Raw genomic sequence first — 25,514 nt, forward strand, 5'->3', positions numbered from 1 at the left:
GGCGCGCTCACAGGACGGCGAGCGGGGTGATCGGGCTGCCGGTGCCTCCCTCGATGCGCAGCGGCGCGGCCACGAAGACGAACTCCGTCCGCCCGGCCGCGCCCAGCTCCTCCAGCCACAACATCTCGACCAGGTGCACGCCGTGCCGGTGGAGCAGGATGAGGTGCAGGTCGTCGGCGGCGCACTCGTCGGCGAGCTGGTGTTCGTTCAGGCCGCCCACGGCGGCGTTGTCGCAGGCCACCGCCGACACGTCGTGGGCGGCCAGCCAGGCGCCGGCCTCCGCCGACAGCCCCGGCTGCCCCGCCCAGTACTCCTCGCGCGACCGCTGCCACACCAGCGGCCATCCCGTACGGACCACCGCGACGTCGCCGGGGCGCGGCGTGGCGATCTCCTGGAGCAGCCCGGCCGGGATCCGGAAGTCCGCCGGCAGGTGGTCCAGCCCGAGCCGCCGGGGCACGTCGAACAGCACGCCCCTGGCCACCACGCCGCCAACGTGCTCGATCCCGCACCTGGTGGCGCCGTAGGAGCGGACGCGGGCGGCCGGGTGGCCGTTGTAGAGCCGATCGCCGGTCCACATGTGGCACAGCGCGTCCATGTGGGTGGTGGTGCCGTGGTGGCTGACCAGCAGGGCGTCGTCGGCCACCCGCAGGCCGTCGCCCACCGGGCGGGCGCCCGCGGCGTAGTCGCCGCCGTCCACGGACATGAAGTGCTGCGGCAGCGGGCGGCCCCGCAGGTGGGGGACGGTCGTGGGGGCCGCCGAGGAGGTGGCTCCCCTGATCGGCATGGCCAGGCTCAGCACCTCGCCCGTGACGGCGCTGCGCAGGGCCTCCAGGACGACGGCGGGGGTCAGCAGGTTGAGGGTGCCCCGCTGATCGTCTGGGCCGAATCGTCCCCAGTTGTTAGGCTCGTGCACCAAGTAAGCGCTTCCTTTCCTGCGGAGGTCTGATGTACTGCGATCCCCGGTTCTCCCGCGTGCGCGAGGCGTTCGAGCGGAACTTCGCCGAGGGCGAGGAGCTGGGCGCGGCGGTGGCCGTCCACCTCGACGGCGAGCTGGTCGTGGACCTGTGGGACGGCGTCGCCGACCGGCACACGGGACGCGCCTGGGAGGCGGACACCCCGGCCTTCGCGTACTCGTGCACGAAGGCGGTGGCGGCCACCGTGCTGCTCCGGCTCGCCGAGCGGGGGCTGGTGGACGTGCGGGCGCCGGTCGCCGACGTGTGGCCGGAGTTCGCCGCCGGGGGCAAGGAGGCGGTCACGGTCGAGCACGTGCTGACGCACTCCTGCGGGCTGCCGGTGATCGAGACGCCGGTGCCGGTGGCGGAGTTCGAGGACCTGCCGGCCATCGCGGCCCGGCTCGCCGGTCAGACGCCCCTGTGGGAGCCGGGGACGGCGCACGGGTACCACGCGCTGACGTACGGCTTCCTGGTCGGGGAGGTGGTGCGGCGGGTCACCGGGAAGTCGGTGGGCGAGCTGGTGGCGGCGGAGATCGCCGGGCCGCTGGGGCTGGACCTGTGGGTCGGCGCGCCCGACGACGTGATCCCCCGCGCCGCCCGCCTCAAGGCCCCCACCCGCCCCCGCCCCGCCCCCGAGAACGCCGCCCCCGCCCCCGCCCCGGAGACCTCCGCTCCTGCCGGCGGAGGGACCGGGCCGGGCGCCGGCAGGCGGCGGGATCTGCTGGGTGAGATGGGCCGGGCGGTGGTCGATCCGGGCAGCCTGATGAACCGGGCGCTCGGCAACCCGGCCATCCGCCTGCTCGAAGGCGGCGCGAACAACCCGGTGATCCTGCGCGCCGGATGGCCCGCCGCCGGGGTCGTCACCACCGCCAAGGGCCTGGCCGGGTTCTACCGCGCGCTGGTCGGCGGCGACCTGCTGAGCTCCGCGACCCTCCAGGACGCCCTGCGCCCCCGCGTCAGCGGCCCCGACCGCGTGCTGTTCATGGACACCGCGTTCGGACTCGGCTACATGCGCCCGTCGTTCACGTTCCCGATGCCGTCGGCGACCGCGTTCGGCCACTCGGGGATGGGCGGCTCGCTCGGCATGGGCGACCCCGACCGCAGGCTCGCCTTCGGGTACGTGATGAACCGGATGGCCGACAGCCTCACCGGCAACCTGCGCGGCCTGCGCCTGATCGAAGCCGTCTACCGCTCCCTGTGACCCCACGGCGCGCGTCACTGCATGGTCACGCCGCCGCTCACCGACAGCGTCTGGCCGGTGATGTAGGCGGCGCGGTCGGTGCACAGGTAGGCGATCAGCCCCGCGACGTCGGCGGGCGTGCCCAGCCGGCGCAGCGGGATCCCTTTGGCGATCTTGTCCACGAGCCCCGGCTCGGCCTCGGAGATCCGCCGGAGCATCGGGGTGTCGGTCGGCCCGGGGCAGACGACGTTCGAGGTCACCCCGCCCCTCGCGGCCTCCCGGGCGAGCGTCTTGGCCAGGCCGAACAGGCCCGCCTTGGTGGCCGCGTACGCGCCCTCGCCGCCCGACCCGGCCCTGGCGCCGTCGGAGGAGACGAACACCAGCCGTCCCCAGCCCCTGGCCGTCATGCCGGGCAGGAGCAGCTTGGTCATGAGCATCGGGCCGCGCAGGTTGACCTGCCACATGAGGTCCCAGTCCGCCGGGTCGCTCGCCGTGAACGGCTGCACGACCGACACCCCGGCGTTGTGCACGAGCACGTCCACGGGCCCGGCCTCGGCGCAGAACGCCTCGACGGAGGCGGGCGAGGCCAGGTCCACGGCCAGCGCCCGCGCCGCGGGCAGCGCCGCGGCCGTCCGGCGGGCGCCCGGCAGGTCCACGTCGGCGACCGTGACGCGGGCGCCGAGCGCGGCGAGGTCGGTCGCGACGGCCGTGCCGATCGCGCCCGCTCCCCCGGTGACGACGGCGACGCGGCCGTCGAGGCGCAGGCCGTCCATCACGTCCACGCCCGGACGAGGTCGGCCGCGGCGACGCGGGTGGCCAGCAGGCCGATCGTGTTGCGCAGGACGGCCTTCGCGTAGTCCTCGGGGATCCCGGCCACCGCGTCCCGCACCACCGTCACCCGGTAGCCGAGGTTGACCGCCTCCAGCGCCAGCCCCGGGATGCCCAGGTTGAGCGAGACCCCCATCGCGACCACGGACGAGACGCCGAGGGAGCGCAGCGTCATGTCCAGCGAGGTGCCGGTGAACGGCGAGAACCCGTGGTGCCGCCGGCTCTCCAGGTCGCCGTCCTCGCGCAGCTCGGGCAGCACCTCCACGGCGGGCGTGCCCTCCAGCATGTGCGCGGGGTCCTTGAGCAGGGAGACGATGAAGGGGCAGTTGCCGGTATGCGAGCCCGCCCGGTCCGGCCGGAAGGCGGCCGTGCAGTGGATCACCGGGAGCCCGGCCGCTCGGGCCGTGCGCAGGACGCGGGCGGCGTTGGGGACGACGTCGTGACGGGCGCAGGCCGCCACCAAATCCGGAAATTTCGTGAGGTCGCCGACGACTCCCCGCTGCATCTCCATCACCAGCACGGCCAACCGCTCCACCCGCACCCTCCGTCATTTAGCCGAGCGCTTGCTTGGGTCCGCCACAGCATAACACCGCCTCCACGGCCTCACCGGACGTCACCTTTCATCACAAAGGGCGAAATTTCTCCAGACGTGACAACCCACACCCCGGGTGAGACCGTCGAATGCACGACGGCATGGCTGATGGGGGTTGGACTTGGTCCCTGGTTACCGTGAAGTTCGTCAGCTCGGCGCGGGCCGCACCGGCCGCGTGTTCCTCGCCACCTACCAGTCCACCGGCGCCTACGTCGCGATCAAGTACCTGAACGCCACCCTGCGCAGGGACCCCGAGTTCATGGACCGCTTCAGGGCCGACACCCATCAGCTCGTCGAGCTCGACGACCCCAACGTGGTCCGCCTCTACGAGTACGTCGAGACCCCGGACCGGGCCGCCGTCGTCATGGAGCTCGTGGACGGCGTCTCGCTGCGCACACTGCTGGCCGAGCACGGCCGGACGGCCCCGGAGGCGGCCCTGGTGCTGCTCAAGGGCATCCTCGCCGCCCTGGCCGCCGCGCACGAGAAGGGCGTGCCGCACCGGGACGTCAAGCCGGAGAACGTCCTGGTCCAGGCGGACGGCACGAGCAAGCTGGCCGACTTCGGGGTGGTCGTGCACGCCGAGGAGCCGGGGGTGCCGGCGGGGAGCCCGGCGTACATGTCGCCGGAGCTGTGGACGCAGGGACGGGCCGGGCCGCCGGCCGACCTGTACGCGGCGGCCTGCGTGCTGTTCGAGGCGGTCAGGGGGCGGCCGCCCTACCGCGCGTACAAGGAGGGCGGGGACGGCGGGGACGGCGAGCTGGACGTCGCGGCCCTGCGGGAGCTGCACCTGGCTGCGCCGGTGCCGCTGGAGGTGGTCCCGGACGCCCTGCGCGACCTGCTCAGGCGCGGGCTGGCTAAGGACCCGGCGGCCCGGTACGCCTCGGCCCGGCAGTTCGCGGCCGAGCTGGAGGAGGACGCCGTCGCAGGATACGGGCCCGACTGGGAGCAGCGCGGCCGCCGCCGGCTCGCCGAGCTGGCCACGCTGCTGGCCCTGCGCTTCCCGCTGGCGGCCAGGGCCGATCAGGACGCCCGCGCCCCGGGCCGGCCGCGCGCCGGGATCCGCGGGCGGGCGGTCCGGCTGCCCGCGCTGCCGCCGCACCTGTGGGTGGCGGGCGCGACGGTGGTCGCCGTGGCGATCGCCCTCGTGATCTCCGGCGGACGGCTGTCGCCGGGCGCGGGCACGATCCTGATGCCGCAGCCGAAGCCGCCGGGCGAGCTGAACCCGGCGCCGGTCGACGCCCACACGCCGACGCCCCGCAGGAGCACGCCCGCCACGGTCCGCGGCAGCGCGTCCCCGCCCGCCGCCACCGGCGGGCCGCACGTCTCGACCGGCCCGCCCATGCCCACGAGTGCCGCACCGCCGACAGCGCCCCCGACAGCGCCCCCGACAGCGCCTCCGACAGGGCCTCCGACAGGGCCTCCGACAGGGCCTCCGACAGGGCCGACGCGGGCGCAGAGCGGGACCGCCCTGCCGCCGCCCGCCGTACAGGAGGCGAGCATCGCGCGGTGGAGCGGTTCGGCGGGCGCGATCAGGGTGTCCGCGGACGGCACGGGGCCGGTGCGGCTGCGGATCACGTACACGCGGCGGCTCGGCGACGGGCCGGTCACCACCGTGCGGCGGGAGACCCTCACGTTGCGCGGCAGCACCGCCTACACCAGCGGGGTCCGGCACGATCCCGGGAGCGTGGACTGCGGGGTGCGGGCCTACCTCGGGATCGTCGTCATGACCGAGCCGGCGGCGGTCAACGGGCCGCAGGTGAGCGAGGTCGCGGTGGACGGCCCCGCCTGCACCGCCCCACCGCCGACCCACTCCGGCCCGGCCACCCCGACCGGCACCGCGTCCCCGACCGGCGGGCAGCCCGTGGCGCATCCCACGGAGGCCGCCTCCCCGGCGCCCTCCCCCACGGGGGAGGGCGGGCTGGTGCCCGGCGGTCAGGAGCAGGAAGGCCGCTAGAAGCAGGGCCGCAAGGAGGGCGCAGCGCGGGCGGCCGGGCCGCGGGGTCGGGGGGCCGGTTTCGTGAAGCAGGGGCTCTTGTTCGGCAACCAAGCGTGCGCTAGCTTGGCAGCGATGAGCGGTGACACCTCCCCCACCGGCGCCGCAGGGGCGCGCGGCGAGCTGGTGATCCGGCGCTGCGTGTCCTGCGGCCGCCGCGGCTGCCTGCCCAAGCCGTCGTGCCCGTCGTGCGGCGGCGCCGAGCTGGCCGCCGAGCCCGCCAGGGGCACGGGGACGGTCCACACGTTCACCGTCGTGCACCGGTCGTTCGCGCCCGGCTACCGGGGGCGGGAGCCGTACGTGCCGGCGTGGGTGGACCTGGACGAGGGCGTGCGCGCGTTCGGGCACGTCGTGGGGTGCGCGCCGGAGGAGGTCCGCGTCGGGATGCCGGTGCGGGTGACGTTCGTGGACGATCTGCCGCATTGGAGGCCCGTGTGAAACTCGGCAACGTGCTCATCCCCGTAGCCGACCTGGACGAGGCGATCGCCTTCTACGGCCTGCCGGTGAAGTTCAGGGACGGCGACCGGTTCGCCGCGCTGGACGGCGGGGGCGTCACCGTGGCGCTGGCCGGTCCGGCCGAGCACGTCACCGCGTCGGCGGCGCCGTCGTACAAGGTGGACGACGTGGCGGTCACGGTGCGCGAGATGGCGGCGCGCGGGGCCGAGGTGGTGCGCGCGCCCGAGGACGGGCCGCACGAGAGGCGGGCCGTGCTGCGCGACCCCTCAGGAAACACGTTCGTGCTCTACTCGCCCCTCTGACCTGGAGGCACCCCCCATGGCGCGATCACCCTACGGCAACTACGGCCACGCGATCCTGACCGCGGGAGCGCTGCGCACGCCCGACCGGGTGGCGCTGACGTACTGCGGCGAGCGCAGCTTCACCTACGACGAGCTGAACCGGGCCGTCAACCGCCGGGCGAACGCGCTGCTGGCGGCCGGGATCACCGCCGGGCAGCGGGTGGCGGCGCTGCTCAACGAGACGCTGCTGGTCGCCGAGGTCTACCTGGCCCAGGCCAAGATCGGCGCGGTGACGGCGGCGCTCAACCCGTACTGGCCGGCCGAGACGCTGCGGGCCGTGGTGGCCGCCTCCGGCTGCACGGCCTTCGTGTACGACTCCACGGTCGCCGACCTGGTCGGCGGCATCAGGGACGCCCTCCCGCAGGTCACCACCTGGATCGACGCCGGTGAGCTGACCGGCGGCCTGGAGGAGGAACCGCCGCTGGGCGGCTTCCACGACGACCCGCTGGCCCTCTACTACACCTCCGGTACGACCGGCCTGCCGAAGGCCGTCGTGCACACCCACGCCTCCTCCCTGGCGACCGCCCAGATCTGGCTGGACGTGCCGCGCGGCCCCGACTCGGTGTTCGGCACCGGCGCGATCATCTGGGGCATCGGCTTCCCCGCCATCGTCGGCCCCGCCCTGTACGCGGGCATGCGCCTGGTTCTGGAGCAGGACTGGGGGCCGGCGAACTTCCTGCGCGTGGTGCCGCGCGAACGGGTCACCCACGTGTCGCAGATCCCGTCGTTCTACGCGGCGCTGCTGGGGACGTCCGAGCACGAGGGGGTGGACCTGTCGTCGATCCAGGTGATCATGCTGGGCGGCGAGCCGCTGACCGCGACCATGCTCGACCGGATCAAGGCCAGGCTGCCCGGGGCCGGGGTCTACTCCTACTACGGGCAGACCGAGGCGCCGTACACGTGCATGGGCCGCGTGGACGACGGCTCGACGCCGCTGGGGTCGTCCGGGCGGGCGCGCACGGGCAACGCCGTACGGATCACCGGCCCGTCCGGCGCCGCGGTGACCGGCGAGGTCGGCGAGATCAACCTGGCCGGGCCGCACCGCATGGCGGGCTACGACGGCACGGACGACCACGGCGTCCTGCGCGGCGAGTGGTACGTGGGCGGCGACCTCGGGACGTTGTCGGCCGACGGCGTGCTGCGCGTCCTCGGCCGCCGCGAGGACTCCATACTCAAGCACGGCCAGTGGACGCAGCCCGCCACGATCGAGGAGGCCGTCTCGGCGCTGGACGGCGTGGCGGAGGCCGGCGCGGTGGGCGTCCCCGAGGGGGCGGACGAGCAGCGGGTGCTGCTGGCGGTCGTGCCGCGCGCCGGGCAGTCGCTGGACGCCGCCAAGCTGTCGCTCGCCCTGGCCGACACGCTGCCCCCGCACCAGCGGCCCGACCACATCGTGGTGACCGGCGAGCTGCCGCACTCGCAGGACGCCTCCGGCGGCCCCGGCAAGCTGCTGCGCCGCCGGATCCGCGAGCAGCACGGGCACCTGCTCGGGTGAGCGCCCAGAACCACGGGAACCGGGACCTCCCCCGCGCCCCTCACGACCGCGAAACCCGGGACCCTCACGACCGCGAAACCCGGGACCCTCACGAGCACGACACCCGGGACACCCCCCGCATCCCCCGCGAGCATGAGGTCAAGGAGCTGGTCGCGGCGGCCGGGGTGCCGGTGCCGCGTGGGGTGGTGGTGCGCGACCTGGACTTCGCGGCGGCCGGGGAGCTGGCCGAGCCGCTGGTGCTGAAGGCGTTCGGCCCGGGGCTGGTGCACAAGTCGGAGGCGGGGGCCGTACGGCTCGGCCTGCGGGCGGACGGCCTCGCCGCGGCGGCCGCGGAGATGCGCTCCCGGCTCGACGTGGAGGGGTTCCTGGTCGAGGAGCAGGCGCCCGCCGGGGTGGAGCTGATCGTCGGGCTGGTCGGCGACCCGGGGTTCGGCCCGGTGCTGCTGACCGGGCTGGGCGGCGTCTGGACGGAGGCGATGCGCGACACGGCGCTGCGCCTCTGCCCGATCTCCGAGCCGGACGCGCGCCTCATGCTGGACGAACTGCGCGGCGCGGCCCTCCTGCGCGGCCACCGCGGCCACCCGCCCGTGGACGTGGACGCCGTCGTCAAGCTGCTCATGACGGTCGGCGGCCCCGGCGGCCTGTGGGAACGGCTGGAACTAGGCGAGTTCGAGCTGAACCCGGTCATCGCCACCCCTACCGGCGTGACCGCGGTGGACGCGCGCCACCTGCCCGGCCGGCCGCGCCCGCCCGCCGCCCGCGAGCCGGCCGACTTCCTGCCGCTCTTCGAGCCCCGCGCGGTGGCCGTCGTCGGCGCCTCGGCGAGCAGGCCGAACTTCGGGAACATGTTCCTCGACTTCTACCGGGCGGCCGGGGTGCCGCTGGTGGCCGTGCACCCGTCGGCCGCCGAGGTGGCGGGGGTGCCCGCGGTGCCGTCGCTGGCCGCCGCCGACGTGGACTACGCGCTGGTGGCGGTGCCCGCCGAGCGGTGCGCCGAGGTCGTGCGGCAGGCGTCGGGCATCCCGTACGTGCAGGTGATGAGCGGCGGGTTCGGCGAGGCCGGACGCGCGGACCTGGAACGCGACCTGGCCGGGGCCGCCCGCGCGGCGGGCACCCGGCTGCTCGGCCCCAACTGCATGGGCGTGTACTGCCCGCGCGGCCGGCAGACGTTCGTCGGCGGCGGCGTCGGACCGGCGGGGACGGTCGCGCTGATCTCGCAGAGCGGCGGCCTCGCGGGCGAGGTGATCAAGGTCGGGGAGCGGCGCGGGCTGGCCTTCAGCCGGGTGGTCACCGTGGGGAACGCGGCCGACGTGACCCCCGCCGAGCTGCTGTCCTGGCTGGCCCGCGACCCCGAGACGCGAGCCGTCGGGCTCTACCTGGAGGACCCGCGCGGCGGCCGGGAGCTGCACGAGGCGCTACGCGCGGCAAGGCTGCCGGTGGCGCTGCTGGTCGGCGGGCGCAGCTCGCAGGGACAGCGGGCGGCGCTCTCGCACACCGGCGGCATGGTGAGCGACCTGCGGGTGTGGGCGGCGGTCGCGGCCCAGACCGGCACGGCGCTGGTCTCCTCCCAGGACGACCTGATCGGCGTGCTGGCCTTCTTCCAGGCGCACGGCTCCCGCGTGACGGACGGCGACCGGGTGCTGGTGATCGGGCCGAGCGGCGGCGCGGGCGTGCTGGCGGCCGACGCGTTCGACCGGGCCGGCGTGCGGCTCGCCCCGCTGCCGGACGGCGTGCTCGACGGGCTCGGCCTGGCCGCCGCGGGCAACCCGCTGGAGGTGCCGGTGGGGCCGCGCGGGCGTCCCGGGCTGGTGCCGGAGGTGATCGGGGCGATCGTCCGGCGGGAGCCGTACGCGGACGTGGTCGCCCACGTGAACGTGCAGAGCTTCTTCACCTACGGCGACGCGGCCGAGCCCCTGTACGCCTACGCGCGGGCGCTGGCCGGCGCGCAGGAGGCGCTGCCGCGGGTCAGGATCACACTCGTCACCAGGAACGGCGAGTGCGCGCCCGCGGGCGTGGAGGACGAGGTACGGCGGATCGCGGCGGCGGCGGGCGTCCCCGTCTACCGCTCCATGGAGGCGGCCGCGGCGGCCGTCGCGGCAGGAGGTAGTCGTGGGACTGCTTGACGGCAAGGTCGCGCTGATCACGGGCGGGGCCAGGGGCATGGGCGAGTCGCACGTGCGCCTGTTCCTCGAAGAGGGCGCGCGGGTGGTCTTCGGCGACGTGCTGGAGGAGGAGGGCAAGGCGCTGGCCGCCGAGACCGGGGCCGCGTACGTGCGGCACGACGTGCGCAGCCCGGACGAATGGCGGCGGGCCGTCGGCACGGCCACGGAGCTGCACGGCCGGCTCGACGTCCTGGTGAACAACGCCGGCATCCTCACCTACGGCCGCATCCAGGACATGGCGCCCGAGGACTTCGACCGGGTGATCGACGTGAACCTCAAGGGCACCTGGCTGGGGGTCAAGTCGGTGATCGAGCCCATGAAGGCGGCCGGGCGCGGCGCCGTCGTGAACATCTCCTCGATCGAGGGGTTCGTCGGGGCGGAGGGGTTGTCGGCGTACGCGGCCTCGAAGTTCGCGGTGCGCGGGCTGACCAAGTCGGCCGCGCGGGAGCTGGCCCGGTTCAGGATCCGGGTGAACTCGGTGCATCCGGGGGCGATCAACACGGCTATGGCGGTGAACCCGGACCTGATGGCCGAGGTGGACGCGGAGGCGTTCGTGAAGTCCATGGTCATCAAGCGGTTCGCGAAGCCGGTGGAGGTCTCGCACGTGGTCGCGTTCCTGGCCTCGGACCGGGCCAGCTACTGCACGGGGAGCGAGTTCACGGTGGACGGAGGGTTGCTCACCGGAGCCGGTTACTAGGCCCGCTGGGCGCGACACGCGAGCCTTTTCCTGTTAAATCACCCACCCTGGACGTGTCCGAGAGCTTGTTTGAGCTGCGGTTATGCGCCCGGTGATGTCTTTACCCTCTCTTGGGGCGTGCTTGACCTTGGTCACGAAGCGGTAACCTCGCACCGCACGGAAGACTACAGGTTTCCGGTTTTGCCACACATGTCCCGGGTTACCCCCGTGTACCCGAGTATGTGTGGATAAATCCGGATCTTGACCGGAAGGTTCCCCCATACTTCCATGACGCCCGAGATGCAGAAGTACATCGACCTGCTGGAGAGCCAGCTCGGCTACGCCGAGAAGGCCGGTGCGTACACCAAGTTCGGCGACTGGTACGGCAAGACCGTCGAGTTCGACGCCGACTACTCCGCCGCACCCTGGTGTGACATGTACCTCTCCTGGGCCGCGCACAAGCTCGGCTACCAGGAGTGGATCGGGCAGTTCGCCTGGACCGTACGGCACGCCGAATGGTTCAAGGCGCAGGGCGCCTGGGGGAAGACGCCCAAGCCCGGCGCGCTCGTCTTCTACGACTGGAGCGGCACCGGCAAGATCGACAACATCGACCACGTCGGCATCGTCACGCGGGTCGAGGGCGACACGATCTTCACCATCGAGGGCAACATCGACGGCGGCGTCGCCAAGCGCAAGGAGCGCGACACCAGCAAGGTCGTCGGCTACGGCTACCCCGAGCGCGTCAAGGCCCGTCTCGACGAGGAGGCGGCCCAGAAGCGGGCCGACGAGCAGGCGGCGACGCCCGCCAGGCCCGGCACCGACGTGGGAACGCTCCAGCTCCCCGCCGACTCGCTCAGCTCCCTGATCCCGCACGTCGAGCAGGAGCGCGCCGCCGAGGCTCCGCTCGCCGCGCGCCCGAAGGCCAAGTCCGACAAGCCCGCCAGGACCACGGCGTCCTCGCCTTCGGCGTCCCCCGCCGCGCCGTCCGCGTCCGCCTCGCCGGCGACGGGGGCGGCTCCCGTGCCGACGGCGGCGGCCGGGAAGTCGGGACAGAAGTCCAAGCACGCCAAGGCGACGACCGCCGACACCACGTCCGCCACCGCCGAGCCCCTTCCCGCGCTCGTGGACGCCTCCTCGACCGGCTCGATGCCGGCGATCGGCTCACCGTCGCTGGTCGGGTCCGCGCTGATCGCCGCGCTGGCGCTCGTCGCCCTGGCGAAGACCCGCCAGAGCCGCCTCCGCCCGGCGACCGCCTCGGCGAAGGCCGCCCGCGTACGCGCCGCCGCGCCCCTCTCCGCGAGGGAAGGCGTCACGACGGGCGTCACCACGGGCGTCACTGCCGGTATCGCCGTGCCCGTCGCTCTGCCTGTTCCCGTGCCCGTCGCCGTGCCCCTTCCCGGGGCGCCTTCCAGGCGCGGCACCCACGCCGCCCCCTCCCGCCACCGGCGTCGCCGCCGTCCCGCGGAGACGCGCCACGAGCACACCCGCCCCTCCTCGCTGCGGACCACCGCCGAGCCCGCCGACCCCTTCGAACTCACCACTGCCCCTTCCGGCACGGGCTTCGAACGCGCGGCCGCCTCACCCGAGACCGGTCGGGAAGGCGGCTTCGAGTTGGCGGCCGTCTCTCCCGAGATCGGTCAGGGGGGCCGCTCCGGGCTTGGCGCGGGCTCTTTCGAGGCCGGTCGGAACCGTACTTTCGAGTTCGCCGCCCCCGTCCCCGACTTCGGCCCCGCGGGCGGCGCCGAGGTCGCGGCCGGTGTGGACGCGTTCGAGCCGTTCACCGACCGCATGGCCCCGCCGCGGCGGCTGGACAGCGCCTCGTTCCGGCCCGCCCCCGACACGGCGCCCTTCGAGCCCATGTTCGACACCGGCCCGATGGTGCCGATCTCGCTGCCCCCGGCGACGAGCACGTTCAGCGCCTTCTCCCCCGGCCCCCGACCGGGCGCCGAGGTGGCCGCCCGGACGAGGACGACGCCGCGGGCCGCCCAGGCGTCCGGGATCGGCGCGACGTACCAGGGCCGTCGCCGCCGCAGCGAGCCGCTCCTGGACGCGTACGCCGCCGAGCACCCGTTCTTCATGGACGAGTTCACCGCCGATTCCGTCCCGCGCGGCCGCCGCCACCGTCGCGCCGCGACCGCCGGAACCGCCGCGACCGCCGGAACCGCCGGGACCGCGGTCTCGCAGCACCCGCGAGGCCCGCGCCAGCAGTCCGGCGGCACGAGCACCGTCGACGCCTTCGTCCAGGACGCCCCTCTGCGCGGCCGCCGTCACCGCACCCCCACCCGCGAGATCGTCAGCACCCCCGACTGGGGACGTCAGCCCGCCTGAGGACGCCCCGCCGGTGACCGAGCGACCGAGCGGCGGGGAGGGCCGGGTGAGCGGCGGCCCGGCGGGGTCAGGTCACGTCGTAATCGGCGGCGAAGGCGGCCAGACGGGTGACCGCGTCCCGGCTGCGCGTCCATGGCCGGACGATCAGCCGTTCCACCCCCAGCTCCGCCCAGGCGGCCACCTCCCCGGGAGAGCCCAGCGCGTACGCGTGCGCCGTGACCGGCACCCCCGCCCCCAGCCGCGCCAGCTGCGGCCTGATGGACTCGATCGTGTGCGGCATGCTGATCCACCCGTCACACAGCCGGGACGCCCGGCGCAGCGCCGCCGCCGACTCCCCGCCGGCCAGCACCGGCAGCCGCCCCTGCACGGGCTTGGGCTCGAAGGCGACCTCCGGGAACCGATAGAACCGTCCGGAATGGGCGACCACGGGTTCGGTCCAGAGCCGCCGGACGATCTCGATGACCTCGTCCAGCCGGGCGCCGCGGGTCTCGAAGGGCAGCCCGGCCGCCGCCCACTCCCCGCGGTACCAGCCCGCGCCCACGCCGCAGATCGCCCGTCCGTCCGACACCACGTCCAGGGTGGCGAAGGCGCGGGCCGAGACGAACGGGTGGCGCAGCGCCAGCAGGTGCACGGCGGTGCCGAGCCGGACGCGGGTGGTGAGCCCGGCCAGCCAGCACAGGTAGGCCGGGGCGTCGAACAGCGGGGTCGTCGGCTTGATGCCGGGGTCCTCGGCGCCCGGGTAGACGGCGAGCGACAGGTCGGTGGCGAACACCAGGTGCTCGGGCAGCCACACCGACTCGAACCCCAGCTCGTCGGCGGCCACGGCCACGTCCTTCCAGGCGTCCGGGTGCAGCAGGCCCAGCGGCACGCCGTACTTCACGGGTACCTCCGCAGGTCGCGGGTGCCCAGGCAGGCGCGGACGTGTTCGCGGTGGGCGGCGGCGGTGCCGTGCGCGGCCGACAGGGACCAGGCCCGCGCGAGCCAGAACCGCAGGTCCAGCTCCTCGGTGTAGCCGATCGCGCCGTGGGTCTGCAGGGCGACGCGGGCGGCCAGCGTCGCCGCCTCGCCCGCCGCGGCCTTGGCGGCGCCGGCGTCCCGTCCGGCCGTGGGCGCGTCCCGGTCGACGGACAGCGCCGCGCGGTGCACCAGCGGCGCGGCGAACTCGACGGCGACCGCCACGTCGGCGAGCCGGTGCCGGACGGCCTGGAAGGACCCGATCGCCGCGCCGAACTGCCTCCTGACCGCCGCGTACGACACCGAGACCGCGAGCAGCTCCCGCGCGACCCCGATCAGCTGGGCGGCGGTCGCCACCGCGACGGCCCGCGCCGCGAGCGCCACCCGGTCCGCGCCGGGATCAGCACGTCCGGACGCTTCGAAGGCGACATCGAACAACGGCCGGCACGGATCCACCCCCGGCACGGCGGTGAGCCGCGCCTCGTGCCGCGCCAGCACCCGCACCCCCTCCCCCGTACGCGCCACGACCAGCACGTCGGCGAGATCGGCGTCGGCCATGTACGCCTCCCCCGGCAGCAGCACCCCCACGCACACCCCGCCCGAGGCCAGCCTGGCCGCCTCGGGCGCCAGGAAGGGCGTCAGGAACGCCGCCGCCACCGCCGTCTCGACCACCGGCCCCGGCAGGCAGGCCCGCCCGGTCTCCTCGACCGCGGGCAGCACGTCGGTCAGCCCGAGCCCGAGCCCGTCGAGCTCCGGCGGCAGCAGCAGCCCGAAGAACCCCAGCTCGGCCAGCCGGTCCCAGGCGGGACGGCGTTCGGTCCGCAGCGCGCCGGGTGGGCAGTGCGCCCGCAGCACGTCGCGGACGGTCGCCCCCAGGGCGAGTTGCTCGTCGGTGAAGGCGAAGTGCATGAGGGCGACTCCAGAGGGGTCATCGGGGCAGGCCCAGGACACGCTCGGCGATGATGTTGCGCTGGATCTCGTTGGTGCCCGCGTAGATGGGCCCGGCCAGCGAGAACAGGAAGCCGTCCAGCCAGGCCGTCCCGCCGGCGCGGTCGCCGAGCAGGTCCATGGCCAGCTCGTGCATGCGCAGGTCCAGCTCCGACCAGAAGACCTTGCCCATGCTGGCCGCCGCCCCGATCTCGGCCCCGGCCATGATCCGGCGGGCGGTGGCGAAGGTGTGCAGCCGGTACGCCTCGGCCGCCGTCCAGCAGCGCGCGGCCCGGTCTGCGAGGGCGGGGTCGGCGTCCAGGGCCAGGTCGAGGAGGCGGTCGGCGGTGGCGAGGAAGCGGCCGGGGCTGCGCAGGGTCAGGCCGCGTTCGGAGGAGGTGGTGGACATCGCGATCCGCCAGCCGTCGCCGGGCTCGCCGAGCACCATGGAGTCGGGCGCGAAGACCCCGTCGAAGTGCAGCTCGGCGAACCCGGGCAGGCCGTCGAGCTGCGCGATCGGCCGGACGGCGACGTCGTCCAGGGGGAACAGGAAGTACGTCAGGCCCTTGTGCCGCGCGCCGGAGGTGCGGAAGAGGCCGAAGCCGTGGGAGGCGTGGGCGGCCCGGGAGCTCCAGGTCTTGTGCCCGTACAGGAGCCAGCCGCCGTCGGCGCGTTCGGCGCGGGCGGTGAGCGCGGCGAGGTCGCTGCCGGCCTCGGGCTCGGACCAGGCCTGCGCCCACACGTCCTCGGCCGTCGCCATCCGGGGCAGCCAGCGTCGCCGCTGCTCGGGGGTGCCGAAGCGCATGAGGCTGGGGGCCAGGAGGAAGATGCCGTTCTGGCTGACCCGGGCGGGGGCGCCGGCGGCCCAGTACTCCTCCTCGAAGATCAGCCACTCGATCAGGGACGCGGCGCGGCCGCCGTACTCGCGCGGCCAGGAGACGACCGACAGCCGCTCGCCGGCCAGCAGCGCCTCCCAGGCACGGTGGGCCAGGAAGCCTTCGCCGGTGTCCATCGGCGGGAGCCGTTCGGGCACGTGGGCGGCCAGCCAGTCGCGAACCTCGGCGCGGAAGTCCAGCTCGGCCGGGGAGAAGTCGAGATCCACGAAACCAAACTAGCGCACGCTTGGTCTACTGGCCAGGCCGCCGTCCGTCGGCCTAGTCTGGACGTCGTGCAGGGTCTTCTGCTCCGGCTTTCCACGCTCGACACCGACGCCGAGAGCGCGGTGCGGGTCATCGCCTACTTCGACTCGCTGGTGCGCGACCACGTCACCGTGCCGGTGCTGCTCGCGGCGACCGCGCGGCTGGCGCGATGTCCGGTCGGCCTGCACGACGCCACCGCCGGCCGGCGCCTCCGGACGGACCCGGACGGCCGGGCCGCCGACGCGCGGACGCCAGGCGCGGGGAAGCGGGCCGGGGAAGGGCCCCAGGAGGGGGCGCGGGCGAGGGAGCTGAGCGGCGGCCTGGGCAGCGTGTGGATGGAACGCGAGGGCGCCCCGCACGGCCTCGACGACATCGTGCTCGAACGGTTCGCCGCCGCCGCCGAGCTGACCCTGGAACGCGCCGCCGCGCAGGCCCGCGAGGGCCGCGACCCGGCGCTGGTCGAGCTGGTGCTGTCGGCCGAGACCGGCGAGGCGGAACGCGCACGGGCGCTGCGCCTGCTCGGCTTCGCGCCATCCACCCCGCTCCAGGCCCTGGCCTTCGCCCTCCCCGGCGACCCGCTTGCGGCCGGGTTGCGGGCGATGGGGCACCGCGTGCGTACGGCCAGGATCGGCGACACCCAGGCCGCGCTGGTGGCCACCACCGTCGAGGGCGGGCTGCCCGAGGGCGCCCGCGTGGGCATCGGCCCCGAGCTGCCCGGGGCGCACGCGGCCGAGTCGTGGGCCAAGGCCCGTACGGCGCTGCGCTTCACCGGCCCGCACGACCGGGTGGTGCGCTGGACCGATCTCGGCGCGCTCGCGCTGTTCGCCGACCTGCCCCGCCCGGCCGTCGCGGAGCTGGCCGACGTGCGGGCGATGGCGCGGCTGAGCGAGGACCACCTGCTCGCGGTGCGCGCGCTGTGCTCGGCCGGATCGGTCCGCGCCGCCGCCACCGGGGTGCACCTGCACCACAGCTCGATGGCGGCCCGCATCGCCCGGGCGGAGTCGGCGCTGGGCTTCTCCCTCGCCGACCCGGCCGGACGCCTGCGCGCCCACCTCGCCCTGGCCCTGCTGCGCCTCCTCGCGAACGCCACCACCGCGAACGCCACCACGGCCGACGCCACCACCGCGAACGCCACCACGGCCGACGCCACCACCGCGAACGCCGCCACCGACGACGACGCCACCACCGCTACAGGCGGTACGCCCGCCTGAGCGCGGCCAGCCGGGTCTCCCGCGCCCGCCTGCTCAGCGGGGTGTCGGGCACCATGACGTCGAACCCGTGGAACGCCCCCGGGTAGAGGTGGAACTCGGTGGACACCCCGGCCCGCGCGAGCCGCTGGGCGTAGTCGATGTCCTCGTCCCTGAACACCTCCAGCTCGCCCACGTCGACGAACGCGGGCGGCAGCCCCGACAGGTCCTCGGCCCGCGCCGGCGCCGCGTACGGCGGGACGTCCGGGCCGCCCGCCCGGTCGCCGAGCAGGGCGGACCAGCCGTAGAGGTTCGCGGCCCGGTCCCAGACCACGGCCTCGGTGAACTCCAGGCTCGACGGGGTGGTGTTGCGGTCGTCGAGCATCGGGCAGATCAGCAGCTGGAGGACCACCTCGGGCCCGCCCCGGTCGCGGGCGAGCAGCACGGTCCCGGCGGCCAGCCCCCCACCCGCGCTGGCCCCGCCGACGGCCAGCCGGGCGGGGTCGATGCCCAGCTCCTCGGCGTTCTTGGCGGTCCACACCAGCCCCGCGTAGCAGTCCTCGACCGGCGCGGGGTGCGGGTGCTCGGGCGCGAGACGGTAGTCCACGGAGACCACGACGACGCCGAGCCGCTCGACGTACTCGATCATCGAGGCCTCGTCCACCTCGGGCATGCCGACGATCATGCCGCCGCCGTGGATCCAGTAGAGGCCGGGCCGGCCGGCGCCGTCCTGCGCGGGGCGGTAGACGCGGACCCGGATGTCCGGTTCGCCGTCGGGGCCGGGGACGCGGCGGTCCTCGATCCGCACCTCGGTCTCGGCGGGCGGCATCGCGGCCAGCATCGCGTGGATCTGGGCCCGGTGCCCGGCCAGCTCCTCCGCGTCGAGCGCCGTCACGTCGAACGCCGGGAAGGGCGCGTTCTCCAGGGCGGCACGCAGGTCGGGATCGAGGTTGGGGTGGAACGCCATGAGGACTTCCTTCCACGGAGGGGGCTTGCCGTACCCCTCGATGGTCGGATTTCGCGCGACGGCGCGGCAACCGCCATCCGGCTGCCGTTGCGCGCGCCCCGCCCGCCGTCCGGCGACCTCGGCCGGGGTCGGCCGGGGTCAGCGGGGGTCAGCCGGAGTCAGCGGGGGTCGGCCGGGGTCAGCTCAGCAGGGTGACGACCTGTTCGGCCAGGGGCGCGGCGCTGGCCGGGTTCTGGCCGGTGACCAGCCGGCCGTCCACGACGACCTGCGGCTGCCAGTCGGGGGCGGGCTCGTGCCGGGCGCCGTGCTCGGTCAGCGCGTCGGCCAGCAGGAACGGCACCACCCCCGCCACGCCCCGCGCGGTCTCCTCGCTGTTGGTGAAGGCGGCCACCCGCCGGCCGTCCACCAGGTGGGAGCCGTCGGACAGGGTCAGGCCGACCAGCGCGGCCGGGCCGTGGCAGACCGCCGCGACCACGCCGCCGCGCTCGTAGACCTCGCGGCCGACGCGGGCCACGTCGGGGTCGGCGGGGAAGTCCCACATGGTGCCGTGGCCGCCGGCGTACAGGACGGCGTCGTAGGCCGAGGCGTCCACGCCGGAGAGGGGGGCGGTGTCCTCGTCCAGGCCGGTGGCGAGGAAGGCGGCCTGCGCCGGGTCGTCCGGGTCGTGGCCGTCGCGCGGCGGGCGGCCGCCGGCGATGCTGGCGACGTCCACCTCGAAGCCGGCCTTGGTGAAGATCTGCCAGGGATGGGCCGCCTCGGGGACGTAGTATCCGGTACGCTCCACGCCGCCGAGGTCGTCGTGGCTGGTCAACACGATCAGGATGCGCTTGCTCATGCCTTCGAGCATGGCCGGGAAAGTCCATCAGCTACAAATAGCGAAATATCAGTCCTGGCATCAGAATAGTGATGTGTCGTCTCTCTCGCTGGACCTGCTGCGGACCTTCCTCGCCGTCCACAGGACCGGCTCCATCACCGCTGCCGCGCAGACGCTCGGCCTCTCGCAACCCGCGGTGACCGCCCAGGTCAAGACGCTGGAGGCGACGCTCGACCGGCCGCTGTTCGACCGGCTGCCGCGCGGCGTCGCGCCCACCCCCGCCGCCGACGAGCTGGCCCGCAGGGTGGCCCCCGCCCTCGACGCGCTGGAGGAGGTGGCCGGCTCGGAGCTGCCCTCGGACGAGGCCGTGCACCTGGGCGGCCCGGCCGAGTTCCTGTGCGAGGAGGTCATGCCGATGCTCGCCCCGCTCGTCCGCGACGGGCTGCGCCTGCGCACCACCCTCGGCCTGGCCGACGACCTGCTGGCCGACCTCGCGGCCGGACGGCTCGACCTGGTGCTGTCCACGATCCGGCCCCGGGTGCGCGGCATCCAGGCCGACCCCGTCTACGACGAGGAGTTCGTCCTGGTGGCGGCGCCGTCCGTGGCCCGCGCGCTGCCGCCCGGCCGGGTCGGGCCCAAGGAGCTGGCCGCGGTGCCCGTGGTGGCCTACGCCGAGGAGCTGCCCATCGTGCGCCGCTACTGGCGGGCCGTCTTCGGGCGGCGGCCGTCGATGGCCGCGCAGGTCGTCATCCCGGACCTGCGCGGCGTGCTGAGCGCGGTGCGGGCGGGCATGGGCGTCTCCGTCCTGCCCGCGTACCTGTGCCGGCGCGACCTGGCCGAGGGCACGCTGGTCGTGCTGGCCGAGCCGGCGGAACCGCCGATCAACACCGGCTACCTGGCCGTACGGTCGGGGGCGCCGGCCAGGCCGGCCGTGGGGCGGGTGCGGGCCCACCTGCTGGCGGCGTTCCGGGCGGCGCCGCCGTACTGAGGACGAAGGGGGATGACGGGCGATCACCTTGGGCATGCTGGGCACATGTGTCATTCCACCGACAGCCGGCCGCCCGCCCCGCCGATCCGGGGCGAGGTGGCGGCGCACGAGCAGATCACCCTGACCTCAGCCGACGGCACCCGCTTCATGGCCTACCGGGCCGACCCGGCCGAGCCGAACGGCCGCGGCGTGGTGATCATGCCGGACGTGCGCGGCCTGCACCCGTTCTACCGCGACCTCGCGGTGCGCTTCGCCGAGGCCGGGTTCCGCACGATCGCGATCGACTACTTCGGCCGCACCGCCGGGACCGACGACCGGGGCGACGACTTCGACTACATGCCGCACGTCGACCAGCTCAAGCTCGACCAGGTGCAGGCCGACGCGGCGGCCGCGACCGCCGAGCTGGCCGCCGGCGGCCCGGTGTTCACGGTCGGCTTCTGCATGGGCGGCGCCCTGTCGTGGCGTCAGGGCGCGGAGGGCAACGGCCTGGCCGGGAGCATCGGCTTCTACGGCGCGCTGCGCTTCATCGACGAGCCGACGACCGGCCCCGGCGCGCCGCTGCTGCTGCTCAGGGGCGGCGCCGACAAGGTGTCGAGCCCGGAAGAGTTCGACGCCTACACCGCGGCGCTGGACCGGGTGGGCACCGAGCACGAGACCCACGTCTACGAGGGCGCGCCCCACTCCTTCTTCGACCGCTCGTTCAAGGAGTGGGAGGACATCTGCCAGGACGCCTGGCGCCGCATCCTGTCCTTCACCGAACGGCACTCAGCCTAGGTACGCGGCCCGCACCACCGGATCGTCCCTGACCCGCGCCGGCGTCCCGGACGCGATGACCCTGCCCAGGTCCAGGACGACGATCCGGTCGCAGATCTCCATGACGAAGCCCATGTCGTGCTCGACCAGCAGCACGGTGGTGTCCAGAGACCTGACGACCTCGCCGAGCCGAGCGGTCTGGGCGGCGTCCAGGCCGGAGGTGGGCTCGTCCAGCAGCAGGAGCCGCGGACGGTCCGCGAGGGCGCGGGCCAGCTCGACCATCCGGCGCTGCCCGACCGGCAGCGCGGCGGCGTACGCGTCGCGCAGCGGGGTTAGCCCGCACAGGTCGAGCACCTCGGCCACGCGCGCGCCGCGCTCGCGCTCGATCCGCCGCCGGCCCGGCCACCCGGCCAGGTCGGCGGCCAGTCCGCCGCCACCGCCGTGCCAGTCGAGCGCGGCCAGCACGTTCTGGGCCACGGTGAGCCGGCCGAACACCTGCGTGCGCTGGAACGTCCTGCGCACGCCGGCCCTGGCCCGCCGGAGCGCGGACACGCCGGTCAGGTCGCGCCCGTCCAGCGTGACCCGGCCCGCGACCGGCCTGCGCAGCCCGGACACCACGTCGAACAGCGTGGTCTTGCCCGCGCCGTTCGGCCCGATGACCCCGCAGACCTGGCCGGGCCCGGTCTCGAACGAGACGCCGTCCAGCGCCCTGACGCCGCCGAAGGCCACGGACACGCCCTGCACCGCCAGCATTCACCTCACCCCCAGGTAGGCGGCGGTCAGCCGGTCGCCTTCCACCTCCGAGCGGGGGCCCGTCCAGGTGACGGCGCCCAGCCGCATGAACGCGACCCGGTCGGCGACGGCCAGCGCCTCGGTCGCCTTCTCCTCGACCAGCAGCAGCGCCACGCCCCGGTCGCGCAACTCGGCGAAGACGTCGAACACCTGCCGCACCACGAGGGGGGCCAGGCCGAGCAAGGGCTCGTCGGCGATCAGCACCCGCGGCGGGCGCACCAGGGCCGGGGCCAGCGTGAGGAGCTGCTGCTCGCCGCCCGACAGCGCGCCCGCGGCCACCGTACGGCGGGCCGCGAGCTGCGGCAGGCGCCGGTAGACCGGCTCCGGATCGTCCAGCCAGGTGCGCAGGTTCTCCTCCACGGTGAGCCCGGGGAAGACGCCCCGCCCTTCGGGGGCCAGCAGGACGCCGGCGCGCGCCCGCCGGTGCGCCGGCCAGGCGGTGACGTCCACGCCGTCGAGCAGGATCCGGCCGCCGGTCACCGGCAGGTCCCCGGCGGCGACGGCGCACGCGGTGGACTTGCCCGCGCCGTTCGCGCCGAGCAGCGCCACCACCTCGCCGGGCCGCACCTCCAGCCGCACCCCGTGCAGCACGGTGCAGTCGGCGTAGCCCGCCACGACGTCCTCCAGCACGAACAGCGGCCCGCCGGACCCGCCGCCCCCGGCCGCGGCCCGCCGGGCCACGACCCCGGCGACCACCTCGGCCGGAGGCGCGGAAGGCGTGCCGGAAGAAGCGGCGGAAGAAGCGGCGGAAGAAGCGGTGGGAAAAGCGCCGGAAGGAGCGGCGGGAAGGCGACGGGCGCGGCGGCGATGGCGGGCCTCGGCGAGCTGGGTGAGCACGCCGTCCGGATGCCGGGCCAGGACCATGCCGCCCGCGCCGAACAGGATCGACCCGACGTGCGCGGACACGTCCCAGGTCGCCAGCAGTTCGGGCACGGCCACCGCGACCAGCCCCCCGAGCACCGCCCCGCCGATCCTGCGCACGCCCTGCAGCACCACCACCGCCAGCCAGACGAACCCGGCGAACGCCGGCAGGTCGGTGGCCGTGACCGACCCCTTGGAGATCGCGAACAGCACCCCGCCGAGCCCGGCGATCGCCGACGCCAGCACGAACAGCACGATCTTGGCCCGCGGCGCGGACAGCCCGGAGGTGACGGCCGCCGCGGGCGCCGACCGCACGGCGAGGACGGCCCGCCCCGACGCCGACCGCTCCAGGTTGCGCACCAGCAGCGCCACCAGCCCGATCAGCGCCAGCAGCACGGCCACCCGTACCCGCGGGTCGGACGTGTCGGCGAAGCCGAGCCCGAGCGCCGGCAGCGCCCATCCGATGGTCCCGTTGCTGAAGGCGTCCACCTGGAACAGCACCTGGTCGGCCAGCAGCGCCAGGGCCAGCGTGGCCAGCGTCAGCACCCGTCCGCCCAGCCGCAGCGCGGGCAGCGCCACGACCAGCCCGACGGCCCCCGCGGCGGCCACCCCGAGCAGGATCGCCACGACGAACGGCAGCCCGGAGGCGAACGCCCACCCGCAGGTCAGCGCCGCCATGGCGGCGAAGGCGGCCTGCGCCAGGTTCACCATGCCGCCGATCCCGGTCACCACCACAGACGAGCAGAAGATCAGCGCCAGCACCAGCCCCTGGGCCGCGACGCCCACGTAGTACTCCGGCCCGAGCAGGGCGAAGACCGCCAGCGCGGCCAGGCCCGCCGCCCACGGCAGCCGCCTGCGCCAGGCCGGCACCCCGGCCAGGTGGTCGGGCGGCGGGACGTCCTCGGCGGCGCTGCCCGCCACCCGCTCCCGCGACCGGTTCAGCAGCAGCAGCCCGGCGAACAGCAGGATCACCGGCACGGCCGTGCGCAGCCCGGTGACCTCCTCCAGGAAGTCGGTGTACCCGGCGACCAGGTTCTGCACGACGCCGAGCGCGAGCCCGGCGGCGAACGTCCAGGGGATCGAGCGCAGCCGCCCGAACACCGCCGCCGTCGCCGAGGCGAACAGCAGCACCGTGTACGCCGTCGCGTCCAGCCCGAGCACCGGCGCCGCCAGCACCCCGGCCAGCCCGGCGAGCCCCGACCCGAGCATCCAGGCCAGCGCCGAGGTGGCGTCGGCGTCGATGCCCCGGAGCGTGGCCAGGCGGCGGCGGTCCACGGAGGCGCGCATGCGCAGCCCGTACGGCGTGTGCCGCAGGAACGCCCACAACCCCGCCGCCGCGACGGCCGAGAAGGCGAAGGTGAGGAACTGGTCGGTGTCCAGCCGCACGCCGAGCGGGTCGAACGACACAGCCGGATGGGGGCCGACGCCGCGCGGCAGCGAGGTGGCGTCCGTGGCGGGCAACCCGGCCAGCTCCACGGCCAGCAGGCCGAGCGCGGGCAGCGCGATCGTGAGCCCGATGGTGGCGACGATCTGCGCGGTCTCCCCCGCCTGGGCGAGCCCGCGGAACATGGCCCGGTGCAGCAGGTAGCCGAGCGCGGGCGCGAACAGCCCGGCCGCCACCACCGCCGACAGCCAGGCGGGCAGCCCGGCGGCGGCGGTGAGCTCGTAGAACACCAGGGCGGCCAGGAAGCCGACGGCGCCGTGGGCGAAGTTGAACACCCCGGTCGCCGCGTAGGACAGGGTCAGGCCGGAGCCCATGATCGCGAAGACGGCCCCGGTGACCAGGCCGCTGAGCACGTACTGGAGGATCATTTCAGCGGCACGTTGTCGAAGCAGGCCATCCTCCTGGCCACCTGGAAGGCCCCGCCCTCCAGTTTGACCAGGGCGCCGCAGCCGTTCGGCTCGCTGTGGTCGCGCGGGTAGCGGATGCGGCCGAACCCGGGGTTCTCGTAGACGTAGTCGCCGTTGGCGGTGGCCAGGAACTTCTCCCTGGTCAGGTCCTTGCCGGTGCGCTTGAGGACGTCGAGGAAGATGTCGGCGGCCCAGTAGCCGATCGCCAGGTGCTGGGTGAGCGCGGTGCCGGGGGCGACCTGCTCGACGTCCTTCTTGAGCTGGGCGATCTCGGGCGCCGGCGACTCGAACGGCTCGAACATGGGCGCGGCGATCACGCCGTCGAGCGCCTGCGCGCCGGCCGGGTCCTTGAGGATGGCCAGGTCGTAGCTGGTGGCGTCGGTGAGCACGCCCTTGTACCCGGCCCGTTTGAGCGCCGCGTAGAGCCCGACGTTGAACTTGGTGCCGGCGATCACCGAGACGACGACGTCGGGGGCCTTGCCGCCGTCCGAGGTCATGATCTTGTTGACGTACGGGAGCCAGTCGGGCGGCGGGGCGGCGGCCGGCAGGCCGGAGTTCACGCCGGCCAGCTCGAACCCGGCCGCGGTGAACGACTGGGAGATGGTCGTGCCGCCGTACTTGCTGCCGCTGGAGTCGCTGGTCTGCACGTAGACGCTCTTGCCGGCGGCGCCGCCGAGCAGGTCGGCCATCTGCCTGCCCCACCACGTCTGGGAGCCGGCGCCCTGTTTGGGGGCCAGACAGCCGTTGTAGCCGAACCCGGTCCTGGTGCCGCACCACTGCGGCCCGGTGGCCCAGCCGAACCAGGGGACGCCCTGCTGTTCGAGGAAGGCCGCGCCGCCGAAGTTCGGGGCGTGCACCGGGACCAGGGCGAACACCTGGTCCTTCTGGACGAGTTTCTTGGCCGCCGCGTCGCCCTTGGCCGCGTCCTGGGCGTCGTCCTCGGCGCCGATGAAGTCGATCTTCCGGCCGTGCACGCCGCCCTCGGCGTTGGCGCGGGCGAACCTGGCCTTCGCCCCGATCTCGGCGTCCCTGGTCGAGTAGCCGCTCGCGCTGGTCTTGGTCAGCACGCCGCCGATCTTGATCGTGGTGTCCGTCACTCCCGCGCCCGACTGGGCCGCGCCGGTCTGCTGAGCCGCGCAGCCGGCGACGAGCAGCGTCAGGGTGAGCGCCGCCGCGCCCCGCCGTACCATGTTGTTCTCCTCGCGACTCGGCCTAGCGCTCGCTTGGTTTCGCTGAGCGTAGATTTGCCGGAAGAGGGTGTCAACGGCATACCGAGCAAC

22 protein-coding genes are annotated in these 25,514 nt (G+C 74.8%); 11 read left to right on the forward strand and 11 right to left on the reverse strand.

Annotation, left to right across the window (positions count from 1 at the left end):
• Positions 1 to 7 precede the first annotated feature (7 nt).
• Positions 8 to 916 (reverse strand): cyclase family protein, encoded by a 909-nt coding sequence (locus AB0C33_RS41950; protein ID WP_358298551.1) that lies wholly within the window; start codon positions 914 to 916, stop codon positions 8 to 10.
• A 29-nt stretch (positions 917 to 945) separates the two neighbouring features.
• On the opposite strand from AB0C33_RS41950, the gene AB0C33_RS41955 reads away from it, so the two are divergent.
• Positions 946 to 2,154, forward strand: a complete 1,209-nt coding sequence (locus tag AB0C33_RS41955) for a serine hydrolase domain-containing protein (protein WP_358298552.1) — start codon at positions 946 to 948, stop codon at positions 2,152 to 2,154.
• 14 nt (positions 2,155 to 2,168) lie between these two features.
• Here the strand turns inward: AB0C33_RS41955 and AB0C33_RS41960 are convergent, their stop codons facing one another.
• Both AB0C33_RS41960 and AB0C33_RS41965 read right to left on the reverse strand, forming a co-directional pair.
• Positions 2,169 to 2,906, reverse strand: coding sequence for an SDR family NAD(P)-dependent oxidoreductase (locus AB0C33_RS41960; protein ID WP_358298693.1), 738 nt, complete (start codon positions 2,904 to 2,906; stop codon positions 2,169 to 2,171).
• Complete coding sequence (locus AB0C33_RS41965) at positions 2,906 to 3,496, reverse strand: isochorismatase family cysteine hydrolase (RefSeq protein ID WP_358298554.1); 591 nt, start codon at positions 3,494 to 3,496, stop codon at positions 2,906 to 2,908. The genes AB0C33_RS41960 and AB0C33_RS41965 overlap by 1 nt, the downstream gene beginning before the upstream one ends.
• A 178-nt stretch (positions 3,497 to 3,674) precedes the next feature.
• Here AB0C33_RS41965 and AB0C33_RS41970 point away from each other — a divergent pair, with 178 nt between their 5' ends.
• The 7 genes from AB0C33_RS41970 to AB0C33_RS42000 all read left to right on the forward strand — a co-directional run bounded on the left by AB0C33_RS41970 (position 3,675) and on the right by AB0C33_RS42000 (position 13,001).
• Positions 3,675 to 5,507: a serine/threonine-protein kinase gene (locus AB0C33_RS41970; protein WP_358298556.1), complete on the forward strand. Its 1,833-nt coding sequence runs from the start codon at positions 3,675 to 3,677 to the stop codon at positions 5,505 to 5,507.
• A gap of 114 nt (positions 5,508 to 5,621) precedes the next feature.
• A complete protein-coding gene (locus AB0C33_RS41975) occupies positions 5,622 to 5,984 on the forward strand; it encodes an OB-fold domain-containing protein (RefSeq protein WP_358298558.1) in 363 nt (120 codons plus the stop codon).
• A gap of 11 nt (positions 5,985 to 5,995) precedes the next feature.
• Positions 5,996 to 6,304 (forward strand): VOC family protein, encoded by a 309-nt coding sequence (locus AB0C33_RS41980; protein WP_358298560.1) that lies wholly within the window; start codon positions 5,996 to 5,998, stop codon positions 6,302 to 6,304.
• Positions 6,305 to 6,320: 16 nt separating this feature from the next.
• Positions 6,321 to 7,835, forward strand: a complete 1,515-nt coding sequence (locus tag AB0C33_RS41985; protein ID WP_358298562.1) for a class I adenylate-forming enzyme family protein — start codon at positions 6,321 to 6,323, stop codon at positions 7,833 to 7,835.
• A 119-nt stretch (positions 7,836 to 7,954) separates the two neighbouring features.
• On the forward strand, positions 7,955 to 9,958 hold the full coding sequence (locus AB0C33_RS41990; protein ID WP_358298695.1) for an acetate--CoA ligase family protein: 2,004 nt from the start codon (positions 7,955 to 7,957) through the stop codon (positions 9,956 to 9,958).
• Positions 9,945 to 10,694 carry a glucose 1-dehydrogenase gene (locus tag AB0C33_RS41995; protein WP_358298564.1) on the forward strand — a complete coding sequence of 250 codons (750 nt, stop codon included), beginning with the start codon at positions 9,945 to 9,947 and terminating at the stop codon, positions 10,692 to 10,694. Before AB0C33_RS41990 ends, AB0C33_RS41995 begins: the two co-directional genes overlap by 14 nt.
• 267 nt (positions 10,695 to 10,961) lie before the next feature.
• Positions 10,962 to 13,001 (forward strand): CHAP domain-containing protein, encoded by a 2,040-nt coding sequence (locus AB0C33_RS42000; RefSeq protein ID WP_358298566.1) that lies wholly within the window; start codon positions 10,962 to 10,964, stop codon positions 12,999 to 13,001.
• Between the two features lie 67 nt (positions 13,002 to 13,068).
• Here the strand turns inward: AB0C33_RS42000 and AB0C33_RS42005 are convergent, their stop codons facing one another.
• Genes AB0C33_RS42005 through AB0C33_RS42015 form a run of 3 tightly spaced genes read right to left on the reverse strand, consistent with a single transcriptional unit; the run spans position 13,069 to position 15,984 of the window.
• Entirely contained in the window at positions 13,069 to 13,881 is an 813-nt protein-coding gene (locus AB0C33_RS42005) for a TIGR03619 family F420-dependent LLM class oxidoreductase (protein ID WP_358298568.1), read from the reverse strand.
• The gene (locus AB0C33_RS42010) at positions 13,878 to 14,864 is read right to left on the reverse strand and encodes an acyl-CoA dehydrogenase family protein (protein ID WP_358298569.1); all 987 of its coding nucleotides are present in this window, start codon (positions 14,862 to 14,864) and stop codon (positions 13,878 to 13,880) included. Before AB0C33_RS42010 ends, AB0C33_RS42005 begins: the two co-directional genes overlap by 4 nt.
• Positions 14,865 to 14,883: 19 nt before the next feature.
• Entirely contained in the window at positions 14,884 to 15,984 is a 1,101-nt protein-coding gene (locus AB0C33_RS42015; protein ID WP_358298571.1) for an acyl-CoA dehydrogenase family protein, read from the reverse strand.
• 66 nt (positions 15,985 to 16,050) lie between these two features.
• Between AB0C33_RS42015 and AB0C33_RS42020 the strand changes: the two genes are divergently transcribed.
• Entirely contained in the window at positions 16,051 to 17,232 is a 1,182-nt protein-coding gene (locus tag AB0C33_RS42020) for a helix-turn-helix domain-containing protein (RefSeq protein ID WP_358298573.1), read from the forward strand.
• On the opposite strand, the gene AB0C33_RS42025 is transcribed toward AB0C33_RS42020, so the two are convergent.
• On the reverse strand, positions 17,210 to 18,175 hold the full coding sequence (locus tag AB0C33_RS42025; protein ID WP_358298575.1) for an alpha/beta hydrolase: 966 nt from the start codon (positions 18,173 to 18,175) through the stop codon (positions 17,210 to 17,212). The genes AB0C33_RS42020 and AB0C33_RS42025 overlap by 23 nt on opposite strands.
• A 178-nt stretch (positions 18,176 to 18,353) precedes the next feature.
• Positions 18,354 to 19,010, reverse strand: a complete 657-nt coding sequence (locus AB0C33_RS42030) for a type 1 glutamine amidotransferase domain-containing protein (protein WP_358298577.1) — start codon at positions 19,008 to 19,010, stop codon at positions 18,354 to 18,356.
• A 73-nt stretch (positions 19,011 to 19,083) separates the two neighbouring features.
• On the opposite strand from AB0C33_RS42030, the gene AB0C33_RS42035 reads away from it, so the two are divergent.
• Positions 19,084 to 19,977, forward strand: a complete 894-nt coding sequence (locus AB0C33_RS42035; RefSeq protein ID WP_358298579.1) for a LysR family transcriptional regulator — start codon at positions 19,084 to 19,086, stop codon at positions 19,975 to 19,977.
• A 45-nt stretch (positions 19,978 to 20,022) separates the two neighbouring features.
• Positions 20,023 to 20,751, forward strand: coding sequence for a dienelactone hydrolase family protein (locus AB0C33_RS42040; RefSeq protein ID WP_358298581.1), 729 nt, complete (start codon positions 20,023 to 20,025; stop codon positions 20,749 to 20,751).
• Here the strand turns inward: AB0C33_RS42040 and AB0C33_RS42045 are convergent.
• From AB0C33_RS42045 to AB0C33_RS42055, 3 genes are read right to left on the reverse strand one after another with little or no spacing between them, the layout of a single operon-like run.
• Positions 20,743 to 21,483, reverse strand: a complete 741-nt coding sequence (locus AB0C33_RS42045) for an ABC transporter ATP-binding protein (protein ID WP_358298583.1) — start codon at positions 21,481 to 21,483, stop codon at positions 20,743 to 20,745. The two genes, AB0C33_RS42040 and AB0C33_RS42045, sit on opposite strands and share 9 nt — an antisense overlap.
• Positions 21,484 to 24,195: an ATP-binding cassette domain-containing protein gene (locus AB0C33_RS42050; protein ID WP_358298585.1), complete on the reverse strand. Its 2,712-nt coding sequence runs from the start codon at positions 24,193 to 24,195 to the stop codon at positions 21,484 to 21,486.
• The gene (locus tag AB0C33_RS42055; RefSeq protein WP_358298587.1) at positions 24,192 to 25,424 is read right to left on the reverse strand and encodes an ABC transporter substrate-binding protein; all 1,233 of its coding nucleotides are present in this window, start codon (positions 25,422 to 25,424) and stop codon (positions 24,192 to 24,194) included. The genes AB0C33_RS42050 and AB0C33_RS42055 overlap by 4 nt, the downstream gene beginning before the upstream one ends.
• Positions 25,425 to 25,514: the final 90 nt, after the last annotated feature.

It is taken from the genome of Nonomuraea sp. NPDC048881 (genome assembly GCF_040649795.1).
In the GTDB taxonomy this organism is placed as follows: Bacteria; Actinomycetota; Actinomycetes; order Streptosporangiales; family Streptosporangiaceae; genus Nonomuraea.